Raw genomic sequence first — 15,164 nt, forward strand, 5'->3', positions numbered from 1 at the left:
ATGGCGATTCGTGTGCAGGTCGAACCGTTCGACGCAGGGGGCGAAGTCAACGCGATGCACGCGGCCAATGTCGGCGTGGGGGCGGTGGTGAGTTTTGTCGGCTACGTGCGTGACTTCAATGACGGCCTCGATGTGTCCGGGATGTTCTTGGAGCATTACCCAGGCATGACAGAAAAAGCCTTGGGCAAGATCGCCACCGAGGCCGAGCAGCGCTGGCCGTTGCTCAAGCTGGAGGTGCTGCACCGGATCGGTGCCCTGGAACCGGGCGAGCCGATCGTCTTCGTCGGTGCCGCCAGTGCCCATCGCCAGGCGGCGTTCGACGCCTGCGCCTTTGTCATGGACTACCTCAAGACCCGAGCGCCGTTCTGGAAAAAGGAAAACACTGTCGACGGCCCGCGCTGGGTTGAAGGGCGGGACAGTGACCATGCGGCGGCGGATCGCTGGAAACAGTAAGCAACCTGTTGTTTTTTCGCAAGCCATAAGTCGCCATCGCGAGCAAGCTCGCTCCCACAGTGGATCTTCGTTGTACACAAGGTCCCTTGTGGGAGCGAGCTTGCTCGCGATGAGGCCATCAACCTCCCATCACATTCCCCTGCCTACCGATTGACGGCGTGTACATTAAAGTCCAATATGGATTTATAAGTACATATAAAGTCATCGCCCCACCTTTCTCTGCCAAACCAACAACAACCCGCGAGAGATCGATCATGAAAAAACTCCCCCTCATCACCGGCCTGGCCTTGAGCCTGTTGGCCTCCAGCAGCCTGTTCGCCGCTGAGAAAACCTTGCGCATCGGCATCGAGGCGGCATATCCGCCGTTTGCTTCCAAGACCTCGGAAGGGAAGATCGAGGGGTTCGACTACGACATCGGCAATGCCCTGTGCGCGCAGATGCAGGTCAAGTGCGAGTGGATCGAGGGTGAGTTCGACGGGCTGATTCCGGCGCTCAAGGTGAAGAAGATCGATCTGGCGTTGTCGTCCATGACCATTACCGAAGAGCGCAAGAAATCGGTGGATTTCACCCACAAGTACTACTTCACCTCATCGCGCCTGGTCATGAAGGAAGGGGCGGTGGTCGATGACCAGTACGCCAGCCTCAAGGGCAAGACCGTCGGTGTGCAGCGGGCCACCACCACTGACCGCTACGCCACTGAAGTCCTCGAACCCAAGGGTGTGATCGTCAAGCGCTATAGCAACAACGAAGAAATCTACATGGACCTGGCGTCCGGTCGGCTCGACGCGATTTTCGCCGACACCATCCCGCTGGAAGACTTCCTGTCGATGCCTCGTGGCAAGGGCTACGCCTTTGTCGGCCCCGAGCTCAAGGACCCCAAATACGTCGGCGAAGGCGCCGGTATCGCGGTGCGCAAGGGCAATACCCAACTGGTGGCGGATTTGAACAAGGCCATCGATGGGATTCGGGCCAATGGGGAGTATCAGAAGATCCAGGGCAAGTATTTCAAGTCGGATATCTATGGCGACTGATTGACCGCCATCGCGAGCAAGCTCGCTCCCACAGGGGACCTGGGTACAAAGATCCAGTGTGGGAGCGAGCTTGCTCGCGAAGGCGGCAGACCTGGCAAAGCAGATTTCAGCCCTTCAGCTCCTTCAAATGCTTGTACACCGTCGCCCGCCCCATATTCAGCACATTGGCCACGTAGTTGGACGCGCTCTTGCCCTTGAATGCGCCTTCGGCATGCAGCGCCAGCACCAGCTCGCGTTTGTGGTCGCGGGTCAGCAGGTTCAGGCTCAACTGACGCTCGCGCATCCAGGCATGCAGGAAGGTGTTGATCCGTTCCTGCCAGTCATCGCGAAACAGTGAGTCGGGCTGGGGGATCAACTTGCTCGGCGACAGGAACAGATCCAGCGCGGCCTTGGCATTCTCGAACAGCGAAATATTCAGGTTGATGCACAGCACCGCCAGCGGATGACCGTCGGCGTCGCGCAGTACGCTGCTGAGGCTGCGAATCTTCTGTCCGTCCCAGTTCAGCTTTTCGTAGGGCCCGATATTACGTTCGCTGACGTCCTCGCTGAGCATGTCTTCCAGGGACGAGTCATCGCCAATTTCGCGCTTGGACAGGTTATTGGCGATGTAATCGACTTTCTGGGTGCGCAGGTCGTGCAGCACCACTTCGGCGTGGGGGTAGAACAGCGTGGCGATGGCGTCGGCGATGGTGCGGAAGTTTTCCAGCGCCGGATCGGGTGGCGAGGCAGTCATGACAGGGCTCCAGGCAGCGTCAGCGCCCCGTGGAACAGGGGCGCGGGGGAGTGTGCCGCAATCGTGGCGATGCGTCACCTCAAGGTGGCTCAGCCCAGGCGTTCGGGTGACAGCATGGCGCTGTTCAGGCCGAAACGGGCCAGGGCCTCGGGCAGCGGTTCGCCACGCACCAGCGCCGCGCTGGCCTGGCCCATGGCCGGTGAGGTCTGGATGCCGTAGCCACCCTGGGCTGCGACCCAATACAGCCCGGGCAGCTGCGGATCGAAACCGGACAGCAGGTCACCGTCGGGCACGAAACTGCGCAAGCCGGCCCAGGTGCGGGTCGGGCGGCGGATGGTCAGGGTAGTGGCTTCTTCGATCTGGTAGATGCCCATGGCGATGTCCAGCTCTTCCGGCTGCACGTCATGAGGTTCCACCGGGTCGGCGTTGGCTGGCGAGCCGAGGAACATGCCGGCGTCAGGCTTCATATAGAAGGATTCGTCCAGGCTCACCAGCATCGGCCAGTCATGGATGTCCACGCCCTCGGGCCCGGCAAAAATGAACGCTGCGCGCCGCTTGGGCTGCAACCCCAGCTTCCGGGCGCCGGCCATTTCGGCAATGTGATCGGCCCATGCGCCGGCAGCATTGATCAGGATCGGTGCGGTGAACGTCTGGTTGGCGGTCTTCACCTGCCACAGCCCCTGATCATCGCGGCTCAATTGCAGCACTTCGCTGTCGGTGTGCACTTCACCGCCATTGCGACGAATACCGCGCAGGTAGCCTTGGTGCAGTGCATCGGTGTCGATGTCGCAGGCCGTGGGGTCGTAGATCGCTCCGTGGACTTTCTCCCGTCGCAGGATCGGCAGCCGCACACAGGCCTCGTCGGCGCTGAGCAGTTGCATCTGCGGCACCGTGGCCTTGGCGCTGAGGTATTGGTTGTTCAACTCGGCCGGGTCACCGGTGAAGTCCACGGTCATTTCGCCCCGTGGGGTCAGCAAGGGGTGTTCGCAGAAACCGGTCGGCGGGGCGTCGAAAAAATCCCGGCTGGCCTGGGTCAGTGCCCGCACCTGAGGGGTGCCGTAGGCGGCGGTATACAGCGCCGCCGAGCGTCCGGTGGAGTGGTAGGCCGGATGGGATTCGCGTTCGAGCACAATCACACGGCCGTGGGGGGCGAGCCAGTAACCGGTGGATGCACCGGCAATGCCGCCGCCGATGATGATGAAATCTGCTTGTTTCATGAATTCTCCTGCGAAGAATGTGCCCGGGAACTCGAAGACCCCTGTGGGAGCGAGCTTGCTCGCGAAGGCGGCCTGACAGTCGATATTGAAGGTGACTGACCCACCGCCATCGCGAGCAAGCTCGCTCCCACAAGGGAATGGGGGGTGTCAGTTGTGAAGTCGATACAGGGCATTCGCCAGCGCAACATCTTCCAGGCCCAGACCAATGGAGCGGAAGAACACGTGGCGTTGGTAGTCGGGACGCGCCACGTGTTCGCTGAGTAATTCGGGCAAATCGCCGACGATGCTCGACGCCTCCCAGCCATGCTCTTCGCCGGCGATCAGCATTTCACCGGCCGAGCCTGGGGTGGTCTGACGATAGTCGCAGAACACGTCCATGTCGTTGAGGCTTTGAGGGGGGACTTCATGGGCGCGTGGGGCGTTGGTGCTGATGGAGGTGATCAGCGCCGGTTTGCCCAAGGCCTGCGGGTCGAGTACCGCTTTGGCGGACGAGGTGCAGAGCATCACCACATCAGCGTCGTGCAGCGCCGCTTCAAGGCTGTCGGCGATGTGCAGGCGCGGGTCCAGGTCGGTGATGGAGGCAAGTTCTTGTGCCGACTTGGTCTTCAGGCCTGGCGAATATAGGCTGATAGCTTGCCAGTCCCGCAGGCCCTTGACGTATTGCACGTGTGCCCGCGCCACCGCACCGCTGCCGATGACCGCCAGGAGCCGGGCGGTGTGCGGGGCGAGGGCATCGACGGCAACAGCCGTGGTGGCAGCGGTGCGAGCGGTGGTCAACTCGGCGGCATCGCACAGTAGTAGCGGCTGGCCGGTCTGCATCGACATCAACAAGGTCCAGGCGGTCACCAGCGGACCTTGCTCGCGCACGATGTAGGGCGAGGTCTTGACCCCGTAGACCTGGTCTTCAGCCAGCACACCCAGATAGTTGATGAAGTCCCCGGCGCCCTGTGGAAACACCACCAGTTGCTGGGGTGGCTGCACCGCTTGTCCAGCGGCGAGATCACGGAACAGCTTGCGCAGGATGTGCGGCACGTCGATTTGCCCGAGCAGTTCTCGGGCCTGGGCTTGGGTCATCACATGGGGCGTGCTGGACATGGGGGCTCCGGATGCTTGCGTAAACTAATTTGTCCATTATGGACTTTTAGTTTAATCGAGCAATATCCCCAGGCAAAAAAAAGCGCAGCCTGTCTTGGCTGCGCTGATCATTCCCACGCTCTGCGTGGGAATGCCTCATGGACGCTCTGCGTCCGTCTCGATGCTAAGGGCGCTTGCGCTCGACCGGTCGCAACAGATGCGTCGGCGGAGTTTCGCAATTAATCTTTTTCCCCAGCAACGCCTCAATCGACGGCAACTGGTAGGAGTCATCCTCACCGGCGAAGCTGATCGAAACCCCCGCGGCCCCGGCACGACCGGTACGGCCGATGCGATGCACGTAGTCGTCCGGCACTTCCGGCAGGGTGAAATTGATCACGTGGCTGATGCCGTCGATGTGGATACCACGACCGGCCACGTCGGTGGCCACCAGCACGCGAATCTTGCCTTCACGGAAACCTTCGAGGGTCTTGATGCGCTTGTGTTGCGGCACGTCGCCCGAGAGCTGGGCCGCGTTGACGCCATCGCGCACCAGGCGTTCCTCGATGCGGCGCACTTCGTCCTTGCGGTTGGCGAACACCATCACCCGCTCCCAACCGTTGTCGTTGACCAGGTTGTAGAGCAGCTTGTACTTGTCGGCCCCGGCGACTGCGTAGATATGTTGCTCGACGTTTTCGCTGGCGACGTTCTCGGCTTCGATCTCGACGATGGCAGGGTCGGTGGTCCACTGCTTGGCCAGGTTCATCACGTCCTCGGTGAAGGTGGCGGAGAACAGCAGGGTCTGGCGTTCGCTTTTCGGTGGAGTCTGGCGAATGATCTGGCGCACTTGCGGGATGAAGCCCATGTCGAGCATGCGGTCGGCTTCGTCCAGCACCATCACTTCGACCATGTCCAGGTGCACGTCGCCGCGCTGGTTGAAGTCCAGCAGGCGGCCCGGCGTGGCGACCAGGATGTCGCAGTGACGGGCTTCGAGGTGCTTGAGCTGCTTGTCGAAATCCATGCCGCCCACGAACGTCATGACGTTCAGGCCGGTGTACTTGGTCAGGTCGGCGGCGTCCTTGGCGATCTGCACCACCAGCTCGCGGGTCGGCGCGATGATCAGCGCCCGCGGTTCGCCCATGTAGCGTTCCTTGGGCGGTGGGGTCTGGAGCAACTGGGTGATGATGGAAATCAGGAACGCGGCGGTCTTGCCGGTGCCGGTCTGGGCGCGACCGATGGCATCTTTGCCGGCGAGGGTGTAACCGAGCACTTGCGCCTGGATCGGCGTGCAATACGGGAAACCCAGGTCCTGGATGGCATGCATCAGTTCCGGGGCGAGCTTGAAATCGTGGAAGCGGGTCTTGCCTTCCTGGGGTTCTACGACGAAGTCCTCGAGCTTCCAGGCGACGACCGGCGGTTTCGGTGCGCGTTCGCGACGTGGCCTGGGGGCTTCGTTGCGTGGTTTCTCGGGCTCGGGGGCCGTAACAGGCTGGGCGACGGGTTCTTTTGTTGCCTGTGCAACAGGTGCCGCCCGGCGCGGTTGTTGCGCATCGGTACGGCTCGGGCCGTGGGTCGGCGCAGTGGAGCCAGGCGCGAGTTGCTCGGCCTCGCTTTTACCGAACATCTTCTTGAGTGCTTTGAGCACGGTCATCTCATCGATTGGTTAAGGAATGTACGCCGGCCAGTGTAATGCAAGAAACGGGCGCGGCGTAGTGTGATCGTCAAAGGGCCGGCGTGGCTATCAGCCTCTTAGCGCAACCGCTCGGCCAGCCAGGTGCCGATGTCGCGAATCTCCTCGGGTAACACTTCGTGGCCCATTGGGTATTCTTGCCATGTCACGGTGACACCATGCTGCTTCAAATACTCTTTTGCGGTCCGACCCATGGGGTTGAGTACCACTTCGTCGTATTGGCCGTGCAGCGCCAGGACCGGAATGCGTTGCTGGCTGGCCGACAATTGCAGCTCATCGCTGAAAGTCGGTGCATAAGTAGACAGCGCGACCACGCCGCCCAGCGGGCCCTGCCATTTCACGAATGCCGTGTGATAGACCACCGCGCCGCCCTGGGAGAAACCCGCCAGGAAAATCCGCGAGGCGTCTATTCCGCTGGCTCGCTGGGTGTCGATCAGGTCGATGACCCGTTGTGCCGAGGCTTCGAGCTGCTGTTCGTCAATGGCCCGCGCCGGGCTCAAGGCCCGGATGTCGTACCAACTGGGCATGGCGTAGCCGCCGTTAATCGTTACTGGTTGGGTCGGTGCCTGGGGTAGAACGAAACGTGTGGTGAGCAAACTTTGCTGCAACATTTCGGCGACTGGCAGGAAATCAAAACGATCGGCGCCCAGGCCGTGAAGCCAGATAACGCACGCGTCGGCAGTGCTGCTGGGCTCGAGAATCAGGGGGTCGGTCATGGTTGTGCTCCAAATCTGTGCGGGCGCGCCCAATCAGTGCGTGATTACAGTGCGTGTCCGGTGTCTCAGTTAATTAGATGTCGCAAAGTTGAAAGTTTTTGTCTTGACGTGTTTTACAAGGGCTAAGCGCAGCGGTCTGGTACGGGCTTTGCTATGGGTGTACCCGAGTGATGATTCTTACGCTGTGCGGTAACACTATCAGTTCACCGCGACGCATGGGATATCAGAAATCCGGTGATGAATGTTCGCCAGTAGCCGCTACGGGCTTCGCGAACGTGAAGGGCTACAGCCCGTTCGGCCGATTGGTGAGAGATGGGCATGACCACTGTTTACGGACATCCTCATTATTAGACTCATAGCGAAGGTCCAGACGTCGGTTGACCCTAAAAAAAGCCAACAAGGGTCGGCAATGCCCCAAAAGGGTGCGACAGGGCTCGAGCTCCGACACAACAAGAGCAAAACTGGAGGTTTGAATGAAGTTACTGAAATCCACCCTGGCCGTCATGACTGCAGCAGCAGTCCTTGGTGTCAGCGGGTTCGCTCAGGCGGGTGCAACTCTGGATGCCGTGCAGAAAAAAGGTTTTGTGCAATGTGGTGTGAGTGATGGCCTGCCGGGTTTCTCGGTGCCTGATTCGACCGGCAAAATCGTCGGTATCGACGCTGACTTCTGCCGTGCCGTGGCCGCTGCTGTATTTGGCGATGCGACCAAGGTCAAGTTCAGCCAGTTGAACGCCAAGGAGCGCTTCACCGCGCTGCAATCGGGCGAAATCGACATGCTCTCGCGCAACTCCACCATGACCAGCTCCCGTGACGCGGGCATGGGCTTGAAATTCCCAGGCTTCATCACCTACTACGACGGCATCGGCTTCCTGGCCAACAACAAGCTGGGCGTCAAGAGCGCCAAGGAACTGGACGGTGCAACCATCTGCATCCAGGCCGGTACCACCACCGAGCTGAACGTTTCCGACTACTTCCGCGCAAACGGCCTGAAGTACACCCCGATCACTTTCGACACCTCCGATGAAAGCGCCAAGTCGCTGGAATCCGGTCGTTGCGACGTGCTGACCTCGGACAAATCCCAGCTGTTCGCCCAGCGCAGCAAGCTGGCTTCGCCAAAGGACTACGTGGTTCTGCCGGAAACCATTTCCAAGGAGCCCCTGGGCCCAGTCGTGCGTAACGGCGACGACGAGTGGCTGGCCATTGTCCGTTGGACCGGCTACGCCTTGCTCAACGCTGAAGAAGCGGGTGTGACCTCGAAGAACGTCGAGGCCGAAGCCAAGTCCACCAAGAACCCTGATGTCGCTCGTATGCTGGGCGCTGACGGTGAATACGGCAAAGACCTGAAACTGCCGAAAGACTGGGTTGTGCAGATCGTCAAGCAGGTCGGCAACTACGGTGAAATGTTCGAGCGCAACCTCGGCAAGGGCACTCCGCTGGAAATCGACCGCGGCCTGAACGCTCTGTGGAACGCCGGCGGCATTCAATACGCACCACCAGTGCGCTGATGGTTCTATCACCCGGTGGGCCAACCACCGGGTGATGTTCTGTTCCATTCTTTGCGGGGCACTTCATGCAAAATTCAATCGGCGCACCTAAGCAGAGGCTCAGCCTCAGCGATCCACGAGTGCGTGCGTGGGTATTTCAAATCGTCACTGTCGTGGCGGTTATCGCGCTGGGCTGGTTTCTGTTCGATAACACACAAACCAATCTTCAGCACCGAGGCATCACCTCCGGTTTCGGCTTCCTGGAACGCAGTGCCGGTTTCGGCATCGCCCAACACCTGATCGACTACACCGAAGCGGACAGCTATGCCCGGGTTTTTCTCATCGGGTTGCTCAACACGCTGCTGGTCACGTTCATTGGCGTGATCCTGGCAACCATCCTGGGGTTCATCATCGGTGTGGCACGGCTGTCGCAGAACTGGATCATTTCCAAGCTGGCAACCGTTTATGTCGAGGTTTTCCGTAATATCCCGCCACTGTTGCAGATCCTGTTCTGGTACTTCGCGGTATTCCTGAGCATGCCAGGACCGCGGGCCGCCCATAACTTCGGCGACACCTTCTTTGTCAGCAGCCGGGGCCTGAACATGCCTGCCGCGCTGATGGCCGAAGGGTTCTGGCCGTTCGTGATCAGTGTTGTGCTGGCGATCGTCGCCATCGTGCTGATGACGCGTTGGGCCAACAAGCGTTTCGAAGCGACTGGCGAGCCGTTTCATAAATTCTGGGTCGGCCTGGCGCTGTTTCTGGTGATCCCGGCGTTGAGCGCGCTGCTTTTTGGTGCGCCGGTGCATTGGGAAATGCCGGAGCTCAAGGGCTTCAACTTCGTCGGTGGCTGGGTGCTGATCCCGGAACTGCTGGCCTTGACCCTGGCCTTGACCGTGTACACCGCGGCGTTCATCGCCGAGATCGTACGCTCGGGCATCAAGTCGGTCAGCCACGGCCAGACCGAAGCCGCCCGTTCCCTGGGGCTGCGCAACGGTCCGACCCTGCGCAAAGTGATCATCCCGCAGGCCCTGCGCGTGATCATTCCACCGTTGACCAGCCAATACCTGAACCTGGCGAAAAACTCCTCCCTGGCGGCCGGTATCGGCTACCCGGAAATGGTTTCGCTGTTTGCCGGCACAGTGTTGAACCAGACGGGCCAGGCCATCGAGGTGATTGCGATCACCATGAGTGTGTACCTGGCGATCAGTATCAGCATTTCGTTGCTGATGAACTGGTACAACAAGCGCATTGCGCTGATCGAGCGGTGAGGAAACGCGCATGACGACTCATACTTTCAAACCAGACATGCCCCCGCCGGGCAGCAGCATCGGCGTGGTGGCGTGGATGCGCGCCAACATGTTCTCCAGCTGGATCAACACGCTGCTGACCCTGTTTGCGTTCTACCTGATCTACCTGATCGTTCCACCGCTGTTGCACTGGGCGATCCTCGATGCCAACTGGGTCGGTACCACCCGCGCCGACTGCACCAAGGAAGGCGCCTGCTGGGTGTTCATCCAGCAGCGTTTCGGTCAGTTCATGTACGGCTATTACCCGACGGATCTGCGCTGGCGCGTCGACCTGACCGTATGGCTGGCAGTGATCGGTGTGGCGCCGTTGTTCATCTCGCGCTTCCCGCGCAAGGCGATCTACGGCCTGAGTTTCCTGGTGCTGTATCCGATCATCGCCTGGTGCCTGCTGCACGGCGGCGTGTTCGGCCTGGACGCCGTGGCGACCAGCCAATGGGGCGGCCTGATGCTGACCCTGGTGATCGCTACCGTCGGTATCGTCGGTGCACTGCCGCTAGGCATCGTCCTGGCGTTGGGCCGTCGTTCGAACATGCCGGCGATTCGCGTGGTCTGCGTGACCTTCATCGAGTTCTGGCGCGGCGTGCCATTGATCACGGTGCTGTTCATGTCCTCGGTGATGCTGCCGCTGTTCCTGCCTGAAGGCATGAACTTCGACAAGCTGCTGCGGGCGTTGATCGGGGTGATCCTGTTCCAGTCGGCCTACATTGCCGAAGTGGTGCGTGGTGGCCTGCAAGCCATTCCCAAGGGCCAGTACGAAGCGGCCGCGGCGATGGGCCTGGGTTACTGGCGCAGCATGGGCCTGGTGATTCTGCCGCAAGCCCTGAAACTGGTGATCCCGGGTATCGTCAACACCTTTATTGCGTTGTTCAAGGACACGAGCCTGGTGATCATCATCGGCCTGTTCGACCTGCTCAACAGCGTGAAACAAGCTGCCGCTGACCCGAAATGGCTGGGCATGGCCACTGAAGGCTATGTGTTCGCCGCCCTGGTGTTCTGGATTTTCTGTTTTGGTATGTCCCGCTATTCCATGCATTTGGAACGCAAGCTGGACACTGGCCACAAGCGTTAGGAGCGTAGTTTATGAGTGAAGCGATCAAACAGCCTGTGAGCCCTGAAGGCATTATTCAGATGCAGGGCGTCAACAAGTGGTACGGCCAGTTCCACGTGTTGAAAGACATCAACCTGAACGTCAAGCAGGGCGAGCGTATCGTGCTGTGCGGCCCGTCGGGCTCCGGCAAGTCCACCACCATCCGCTGCCTCAACCGCCTGGAAGAGCACCAGCAGGGCCGCATCGTGGTCGACGGCGTGGAGCTGACCAACGACCTCAAGCAGATCGAAGCGATCCGCCGTGAAGTCGGCATGGTGTTCCAGCACTTCAACCTGTTCCCGCACCTGACCATCCTGCAGAACTGCACCCTGGCGCCGATGTGGGTACGCAAGATGCCCAAGCGCAAGGCCGAGGAAATCGCCATGCATTACCTGGAGCGCGTGCGCATTCCAGAGCAGGCGAACAAGTACCCGGGCCAGCTCTCCGGCGGTCAGCAACAGCGCGTGGCCATCGCTCGTGCCCTGTGCATGAAACCGAAAATCATGCTGTTCGACGAGCCGACCTCGGCCCTCGACCCGGAAATGGTGAAAGAAGTGCTGGACACCATGATCGGCCTGGCCGAAGACGGCATGACCATGCTCTGCGTGACCCACGAAATGGGTTTCGCCCGCACCGTGGCCAACCGCGTGATCTTCATGGACAAGGGTGAAATCGTCGAACAGGCCGCGCCGAACGACTTCTTCGACAACCCGCAGAATGACCGCACCAAGCTGTTCCTGAGCCAGATCCTGCATTGATCCGGCCTTAGGCAGTGAAATAAGCCCGGACTTGTCCGGGTTTATTTTTGCCTGCGTTTTCTTCACCTCAGGAGCTGAGCACCGTTTCGCGCTCGGGGTGGCGGTCAAGCAACAACTGCCGCAGGTTGGTGCCTTCGTCCAGGATCTGGATCTCGGCCATCAGGTGCGGATGACGATCCAGCAGGCGCATCAGCATGAACAGCGGTTGAGGTGGGGGGATCTCGCCTCGCTCATAGCGGGAAAAGGCATTGTGCCCACCGCCGGACAGTAACTTCACGGCTTCTTTCTGGGTGAGATGCAGTTTGCGACGGATGCGCTTGATCTCTGCGCCCATGGCTTGAACACAGTCTTCGAGCAACTGGTCGCTTGCCTTGGAATAGCGCTCGGCGCTGTCGGTATCGTGATCGAATTCTATTTCGCCACAGACCTGGCACTCCCACCCGGCGATGTCGTGCACCGGTCGGGCGACCCGCTTGTAGTCGACTGAGAAGCTGCGATTCTTGAAGTGATGCATCGCCTTGTCTGTGCCACAGCTGACACATTGCTGTGTTTTCATTGGTTTTTCTCTTTGAAGGAGATCACCGGATGCCCACCGCCGGGGCGGTAAGTCACTTTGATGTAGATCTCCCGATCCTGAAATGTTGTGTGATAGACGTCTTGCCAGATTCGGTGATCGGCATAGGTGGTCATCGATTTGTGCAGCATCCTGTACTCCAGCAGGTGAACGATCCGCAGCATCTGGGCAAGACTTAACGTCATCCTCCGTCCGCCTTCCCGCGCGCTCATCGTGAACGCCTTGCTTCCCAACCTGCGAACCTCGGCCTTGACCTCTGCCAGCTCGTAATGGGGCGTGCTCTTTTCCATAAGAAGTCATTTACCTTGTCTCTAAAATTACCCTCAAAGGGTAATTTTGACCAATCGAAAATCTCGCTCTTTATCTGCCCTTAAACCCTAGGCGCTTGTTCTCTGGGATGAAGCTGACTAACATGTCAGAAAATTCATCCTATGATTGGATGAAAGGGCGGACTCCATGTCAGATATTTCTCCATTAATAAAGCGCTCCCTAGTCGATCAGGCCTTGGAGCAATTGCGTCGACGTATCAGCGATGGTGTGTGGGCCGTCGGCCAGCGCTTGCCCACCGAGCCGGAGTTGGTGGCGGAACTGGGTATCAGCCGCAACACCGTGCGCGAAGCCATGCGCGTGCTGGCGTTTTCCGGGCTGATCGAGATCCGCCAGGGCGACGGCAGTTACGTGCGGGCAGTGGTTGATCCGCTGGATACGCTCAAGGTGCTGTCCCGCTGTTCGTTGGAACAGGCCCGGGAAACCCGGCATATCCTGGAGGTAGAGGCCATTGGCCTGGCGGCGCTGCGGCGCACCGATGAGGATCTGCTTGCCTTGCGCCGGGCGCTGCAAGACAGCGGCGAGCATTATCACGGCGACCTGGAGCACTACATCGCCTGCGACCTGGTGTTCCACCGCCTCCTGGTGGATGCCGCGCACAACCCTGCGCTCAGTGAACTCTATCGCTACTTCTCCAGCGTCATCGGCGCACAGCTGCGCCAGAGCCTCAACAACACCCCGCGCCATCAACATGTGTTCGACCTGCATGTCGAAATCCTTGAAGCCGTCGAGCAACAGGATCCGCAACGGGCCAAGTCCCTGTGCCGCCAATTGATCAATGAACCCTGAGTGCTTGAAACCCTGAGCCCCGAACCCGAGTTTTCCATGTCCCGCGATCTGCTTGACCCTGCCACTTCGACGGCGCCCAAACGCGCCGCCGAACTCGAAGAACTGTTGATCGACGCCGAGGCCGACGATGAGCAGGCCCAGCAGCACCCTCCGTTGGTGCGCCGCCCCTGGCTGTTGCTGCTCGGGTTGATCCTGGTGGCGCTGAACTTGCGTCCGGCGTTGTCGAGCATGGCGCCGTTGCTCAGCGAAGTGTCAGGAAGCCTCGGCCTGTCGGCTGCCCAGGCCGGTTTGCTGACCACATTGCCTGTGCTTTGCCTGGGCCTGTTCGCGCCGCTGGCGCCGGTGCTGGCGCGGCGCTTCGGTGCCGAGCGCGTGGTGCTGGGGATCTTGTTGACGCTGGCGGGCGGGATTGTCTTGCGCAGCGCCTTCGGTCAGGTCGGGCTGTTTGTCGGCAGCATCCTGGCCGGCGCGAGTATCGGTGTGATCGGCGTGCTGCTGCCGGGCATCGTCAAGCGCGACTTCGCCAAACAGGCCGGCACCATGACCGGTGTCTACACCATGGCTTTGTGCCTGGGCGCGGCGATGGCGGCCGGGGCGACCGTGCCGCTGAGCGAGCAGCTTGGCCACAGCTGGGCCTTGGGCCTGGGCTTCTGGGTGGTCCCGGCGCTGCTGGCCGCGGTGTTCTGGTTACCGCAAGTGGGCGAGAAACACGGAGCCCACCAAGTGGCTTATCGGGTCCGCGGCTTGCTGCGTGATCCCCTGGCCTGGCAAGTGACGTTGTACATGGGGCTGCAATCGTCCCTGGCCTACATCGTCTTTGGCTGGCTGCCGTCGATCCTGATTGGCCGTGGCCTGACCCCGACCCAGGCCGGGCTCGTGCTGTCCGGTTCGGTCATCGTGCAGTTGATCAGTTCCCTCGCGGCGCCCTGGTTGGCAACGCGCGGCAAGGACCAGCGCCTGGCCATCGTGATCGTCATGCTCATGGTCCTGGGTGGCTTGTTCGGTTGCCTCTACGCGCCGCTCGATGGCTTGTGGGGCTGGGCGATCCTGCTGGGCTTGGGGCAGGGCGGATCATTCAGCCTGGCGCTCACGCTGATCGTGTTGCGTTCGCGGGACGCCCACGTGGCCGCCAACCTTTCCAGCATGGCCCAGGGGTTCGGCTATACCCTGGCGTCGCTGGGGCCGTTCGCGGTGGGTGTGGTCCACGACTTGACCGGCGGCTGGAATGCCCTGGGCTGGATCTTCGGCCTGGTTGGCCTGGGGGCGATCATCGCCGGCATCGGCGCAGGCCGGGCGTTGTACGTCGGGGTCAGCAGCGAAAGGGTCACTGACCTTCGTTGATATCATTTTCATGGCGAATGACGATAGTCTTCCCTGCGGCGGAAGATTATCGTACTGGCCTACTGAAACGTTTTTCGGAGCCTGTCCATGAGTGATGCCCACAACGCCTTGATCAGCCGCTTTTATCAGGCCTTCCAACGCCTGGACGCCGAAGCCATGAGCGCTTGCTACACCGACGACGTGCTGTTCAGCGACCCGGCGTTCGGCGAGCTGCGCGGGCGCGATGCCGGCGACATGTGGCGCATGCTGACGACCCGGGCCAAGGACTTTTCCCTGACCTTCGATAACGTGCGCAGCGATGAGCGTACCGGTGGTGCCCATTGGGTGGCGACGTACTTGTTCAGCCAGACCGGCAACGTCGTGATCAATGACATTCAGGCGCGCTTCGTTTTTCGCGACGGCAAGATCTGTGAGCACCACGACAGCTTCGATCTGTGGCGCTGGTCTCGCCAGGCATTGGGTGCCAAGGGCCTGTTGCTGGGCTGGACACCACTGGTACGCAACGCCGTCAGGGCCCAGGCGCTCAAGGGGCTTCGGGCGTTCCAGGCCAGTCGCTGATAAGATCGCGGCTTGTCTTTGCCGACCT

16 protein-coding genes are annotated in these 15,164 nt (G+C 60.6%); 9 read left to right on the forward strand and 7 right to left on the reverse strand.

Annotated features, from left to right (window positions below; translation table 11 throughout):
• The gene (gene moaE, locus AB4O22_RS01915; RefSeq protein WP_003205309.1) at positions 1-453 is read left to right on the forward strand and encodes a molybdopterin synthase catalytic subunit MoaE; all 453 of its coding nucleotides are present in this window, start codon (positions 1-3) and stop codon (positions 451-453) included.
• A gap of 254 nt (positions 454-707) precedes the next feature.
• A complete protein-coding gene (locus tag AB4O22_RS01920) occupies positions 708-1,484 on the forward strand; it encodes an ABC transporter substrate-binding protein (RefSeq protein WP_003205308.1) in 777 nt (258 codons plus the stop codon).
• A 106-nt stretch (positions 1,485-1,590) separates the two neighbouring features.
• Here AB4O22_RS01920 and AB4O22_RS01925 read toward each other — a convergent pair whose 3' ends face one another.
• The 5 genes from AB4O22_RS01925 to AB4O22_RS01945 form a co-directional block, all read right to left on the reverse strand.
• Positions 1,591-2,217, reverse strand: a complete 627-nt coding sequence (locus AB4O22_RS01925) for a helix-turn-helix transcriptional regulator (protein WP_003205307.1) — start codon at positions 2,215-2,217, stop codon at positions 1,591-1,593.
• Positions 2,218-2,306: 89 nt separating this feature from the next.
• Positions 2,307-3,434, reverse strand: coding sequence for an NAD(P)/FAD-dependent oxidoreductase (locus AB4O22_RS01930; protein ID WP_460095807.1), 1,128 nt, complete (start codon positions 3,432-3,434; stop codon positions 2,307-2,309).
• A gap of 147 nt (positions 3,435-3,581) precedes the next feature.
• The gene (locus AB4O22_RS01935) at positions 3,582-4,529 is read right to left on the reverse strand and encodes an ornithine cyclodeaminase family protein (RefSeq protein ID WP_460095808.1); all 948 of its coding nucleotides are present in this window, start codon (positions 4,527-4,529) and stop codon (positions 3,582-3,584) included.
• Between the two features lie 163 nt (positions 4,530-4,692).
• Positions 4,693-6,156, reverse strand: coding sequence for an ATP-dependent RNA helicase RhlB (rhlB, locus tag AB4O22_RS01940; RefSeq protein ID WP_057448977.1), 1,464 nt, complete (start codon positions 6,154-6,156; stop codon positions 4,693-4,695).
• A gap of 98 nt (positions 6,157-6,254) precedes the next feature.
• Positions 6,255-6,911: an alpha/beta hydrolase gene (locus tag AB4O22_RS01945; RefSeq protein WP_223470406.1), complete on the reverse strand. Its 657-nt coding sequence runs from the start codon at positions 6,909-6,911 to the stop codon at positions 6,255-6,257.
• Between the two features lie 473 nt (positions 6,912-7,384).
• On the opposite strand from AB4O22_RS01945, the gene AB4O22_RS01950 reads away from it, so the two are divergent.
• The 4 genes from AB4O22_RS01950 (at position 7,385) to AB4O22_RS01965 (ending at position 11,547) form a co-directional block, all read left to right on the forward strand.
• On the forward strand, positions 7,385-8,416 hold the full coding sequence (locus tag AB4O22_RS01950) for an amino acid ABC transporter substrate-binding protein (protein WP_003205302.1): 1,032 nt from the start codon (positions 7,385-7,387) through the stop codon (positions 8,414-8,416).
• A 65-nt stretch (positions 8,417-8,481) separates the two neighbouring features.
• Positions 8,482-9,663, forward strand: coding sequence for an amino acid ABC transporter permease (locus AB4O22_RS01955; protein WP_214512392.1), 1,182 nt, complete (start codon positions 8,482-8,484; stop codon positions 9,661-9,663).
• 10 nt (positions 9,664-9,673) lie between these two features.
• The gene (locus AB4O22_RS01960; protein ID WP_003205300.1) at positions 9,674-10,771 is read left to right on the forward strand and encodes an amino acid ABC transporter permease; all 1,098 of its coding nucleotides are present in this window, start codon (positions 9,674-9,676) and stop codon (positions 10,769-10,771) included.
• A gap of 11 nt (positions 10,772-10,782) precedes the next feature.
• Positions 10,783-11,547, forward strand: a complete 765-nt coding sequence (locus AB4O22_RS01965; RefSeq protein WP_003205299.1) for an amino acid ABC transporter ATP-binding protein — start codon at positions 10,783-10,785, stop codon at positions 11,545-11,547.
• Between the two features lie 67 nt (positions 11,548-11,614).
• Here the strand turns inward: AB4O22_RS01965 and AB4O22_RS01970 are convergent, their stop codons facing one another.
• Entirely contained in the window at positions 11,615-12,103 is a 489-nt protein-coding gene (locus AB4O22_RS01970; RefSeq protein WP_223470408.1) for a type II toxin-antitoxin system MqsA family antitoxin, read from the reverse strand.
• Entirely contained in the window at positions 12,100-12,411 is a 312-nt protein-coding gene (locus AB4O22_RS01975; RefSeq protein ID WP_003205297.1) for a type II toxin-antitoxin system MqsR family toxin, read from the reverse strand. The genes AB4O22_RS01970 and AB4O22_RS01975 overlap by 4 nt, the downstream gene beginning before the upstream one ends.
• Before the next feature lie 166 nt (positions 12,412-12,577).
• Between AB4O22_RS01975 and AB4O22_RS01980 the strand changes: the two genes are divergently transcribed.
• The 3 genes from AB4O22_RS01980 to AB4O22_RS01990 all read left to right on the forward strand — a co-directional run bounded on the left by AB4O22_RS01980 (position 12,578) and on the right by AB4O22_RS01990 (position 15,136).
• Complete coding sequence (locus AB4O22_RS01980) at positions 12,578-13,237, forward strand: FadR/GntR family transcriptional regulator (RefSeq protein WP_460095809.1); 660 nt, start codon at positions 12,578-12,580, stop codon at positions 13,235-13,237.
• Between the two features lie 36 nt (positions 13,238-13,273).
• Complete coding sequence (locus AB4O22_RS01985; protein ID WP_223470426.1) at positions 13,274-14,578, forward strand: CynX/NimT family MFS transporter; 1,305 nt, start codon at positions 13,274-13,276, stop codon at positions 14,576-14,578.
• Positions 14,579-14,665: 87 nt separating this feature from the next.
• A complete protein-coding gene (locus AB4O22_RS01990; protein WP_063324522.1) occupies positions 14,666-15,136 on the forward strand; it encodes a nuclear transport factor 2 family protein in 471 nt (156 codons plus the stop codon).
• Positions 15,137-15,164 lie beyond the last annotated feature (28 nt).

Source organism: Pseudomonas sp. S3_B11 (genome assembly GCF_054667715.1).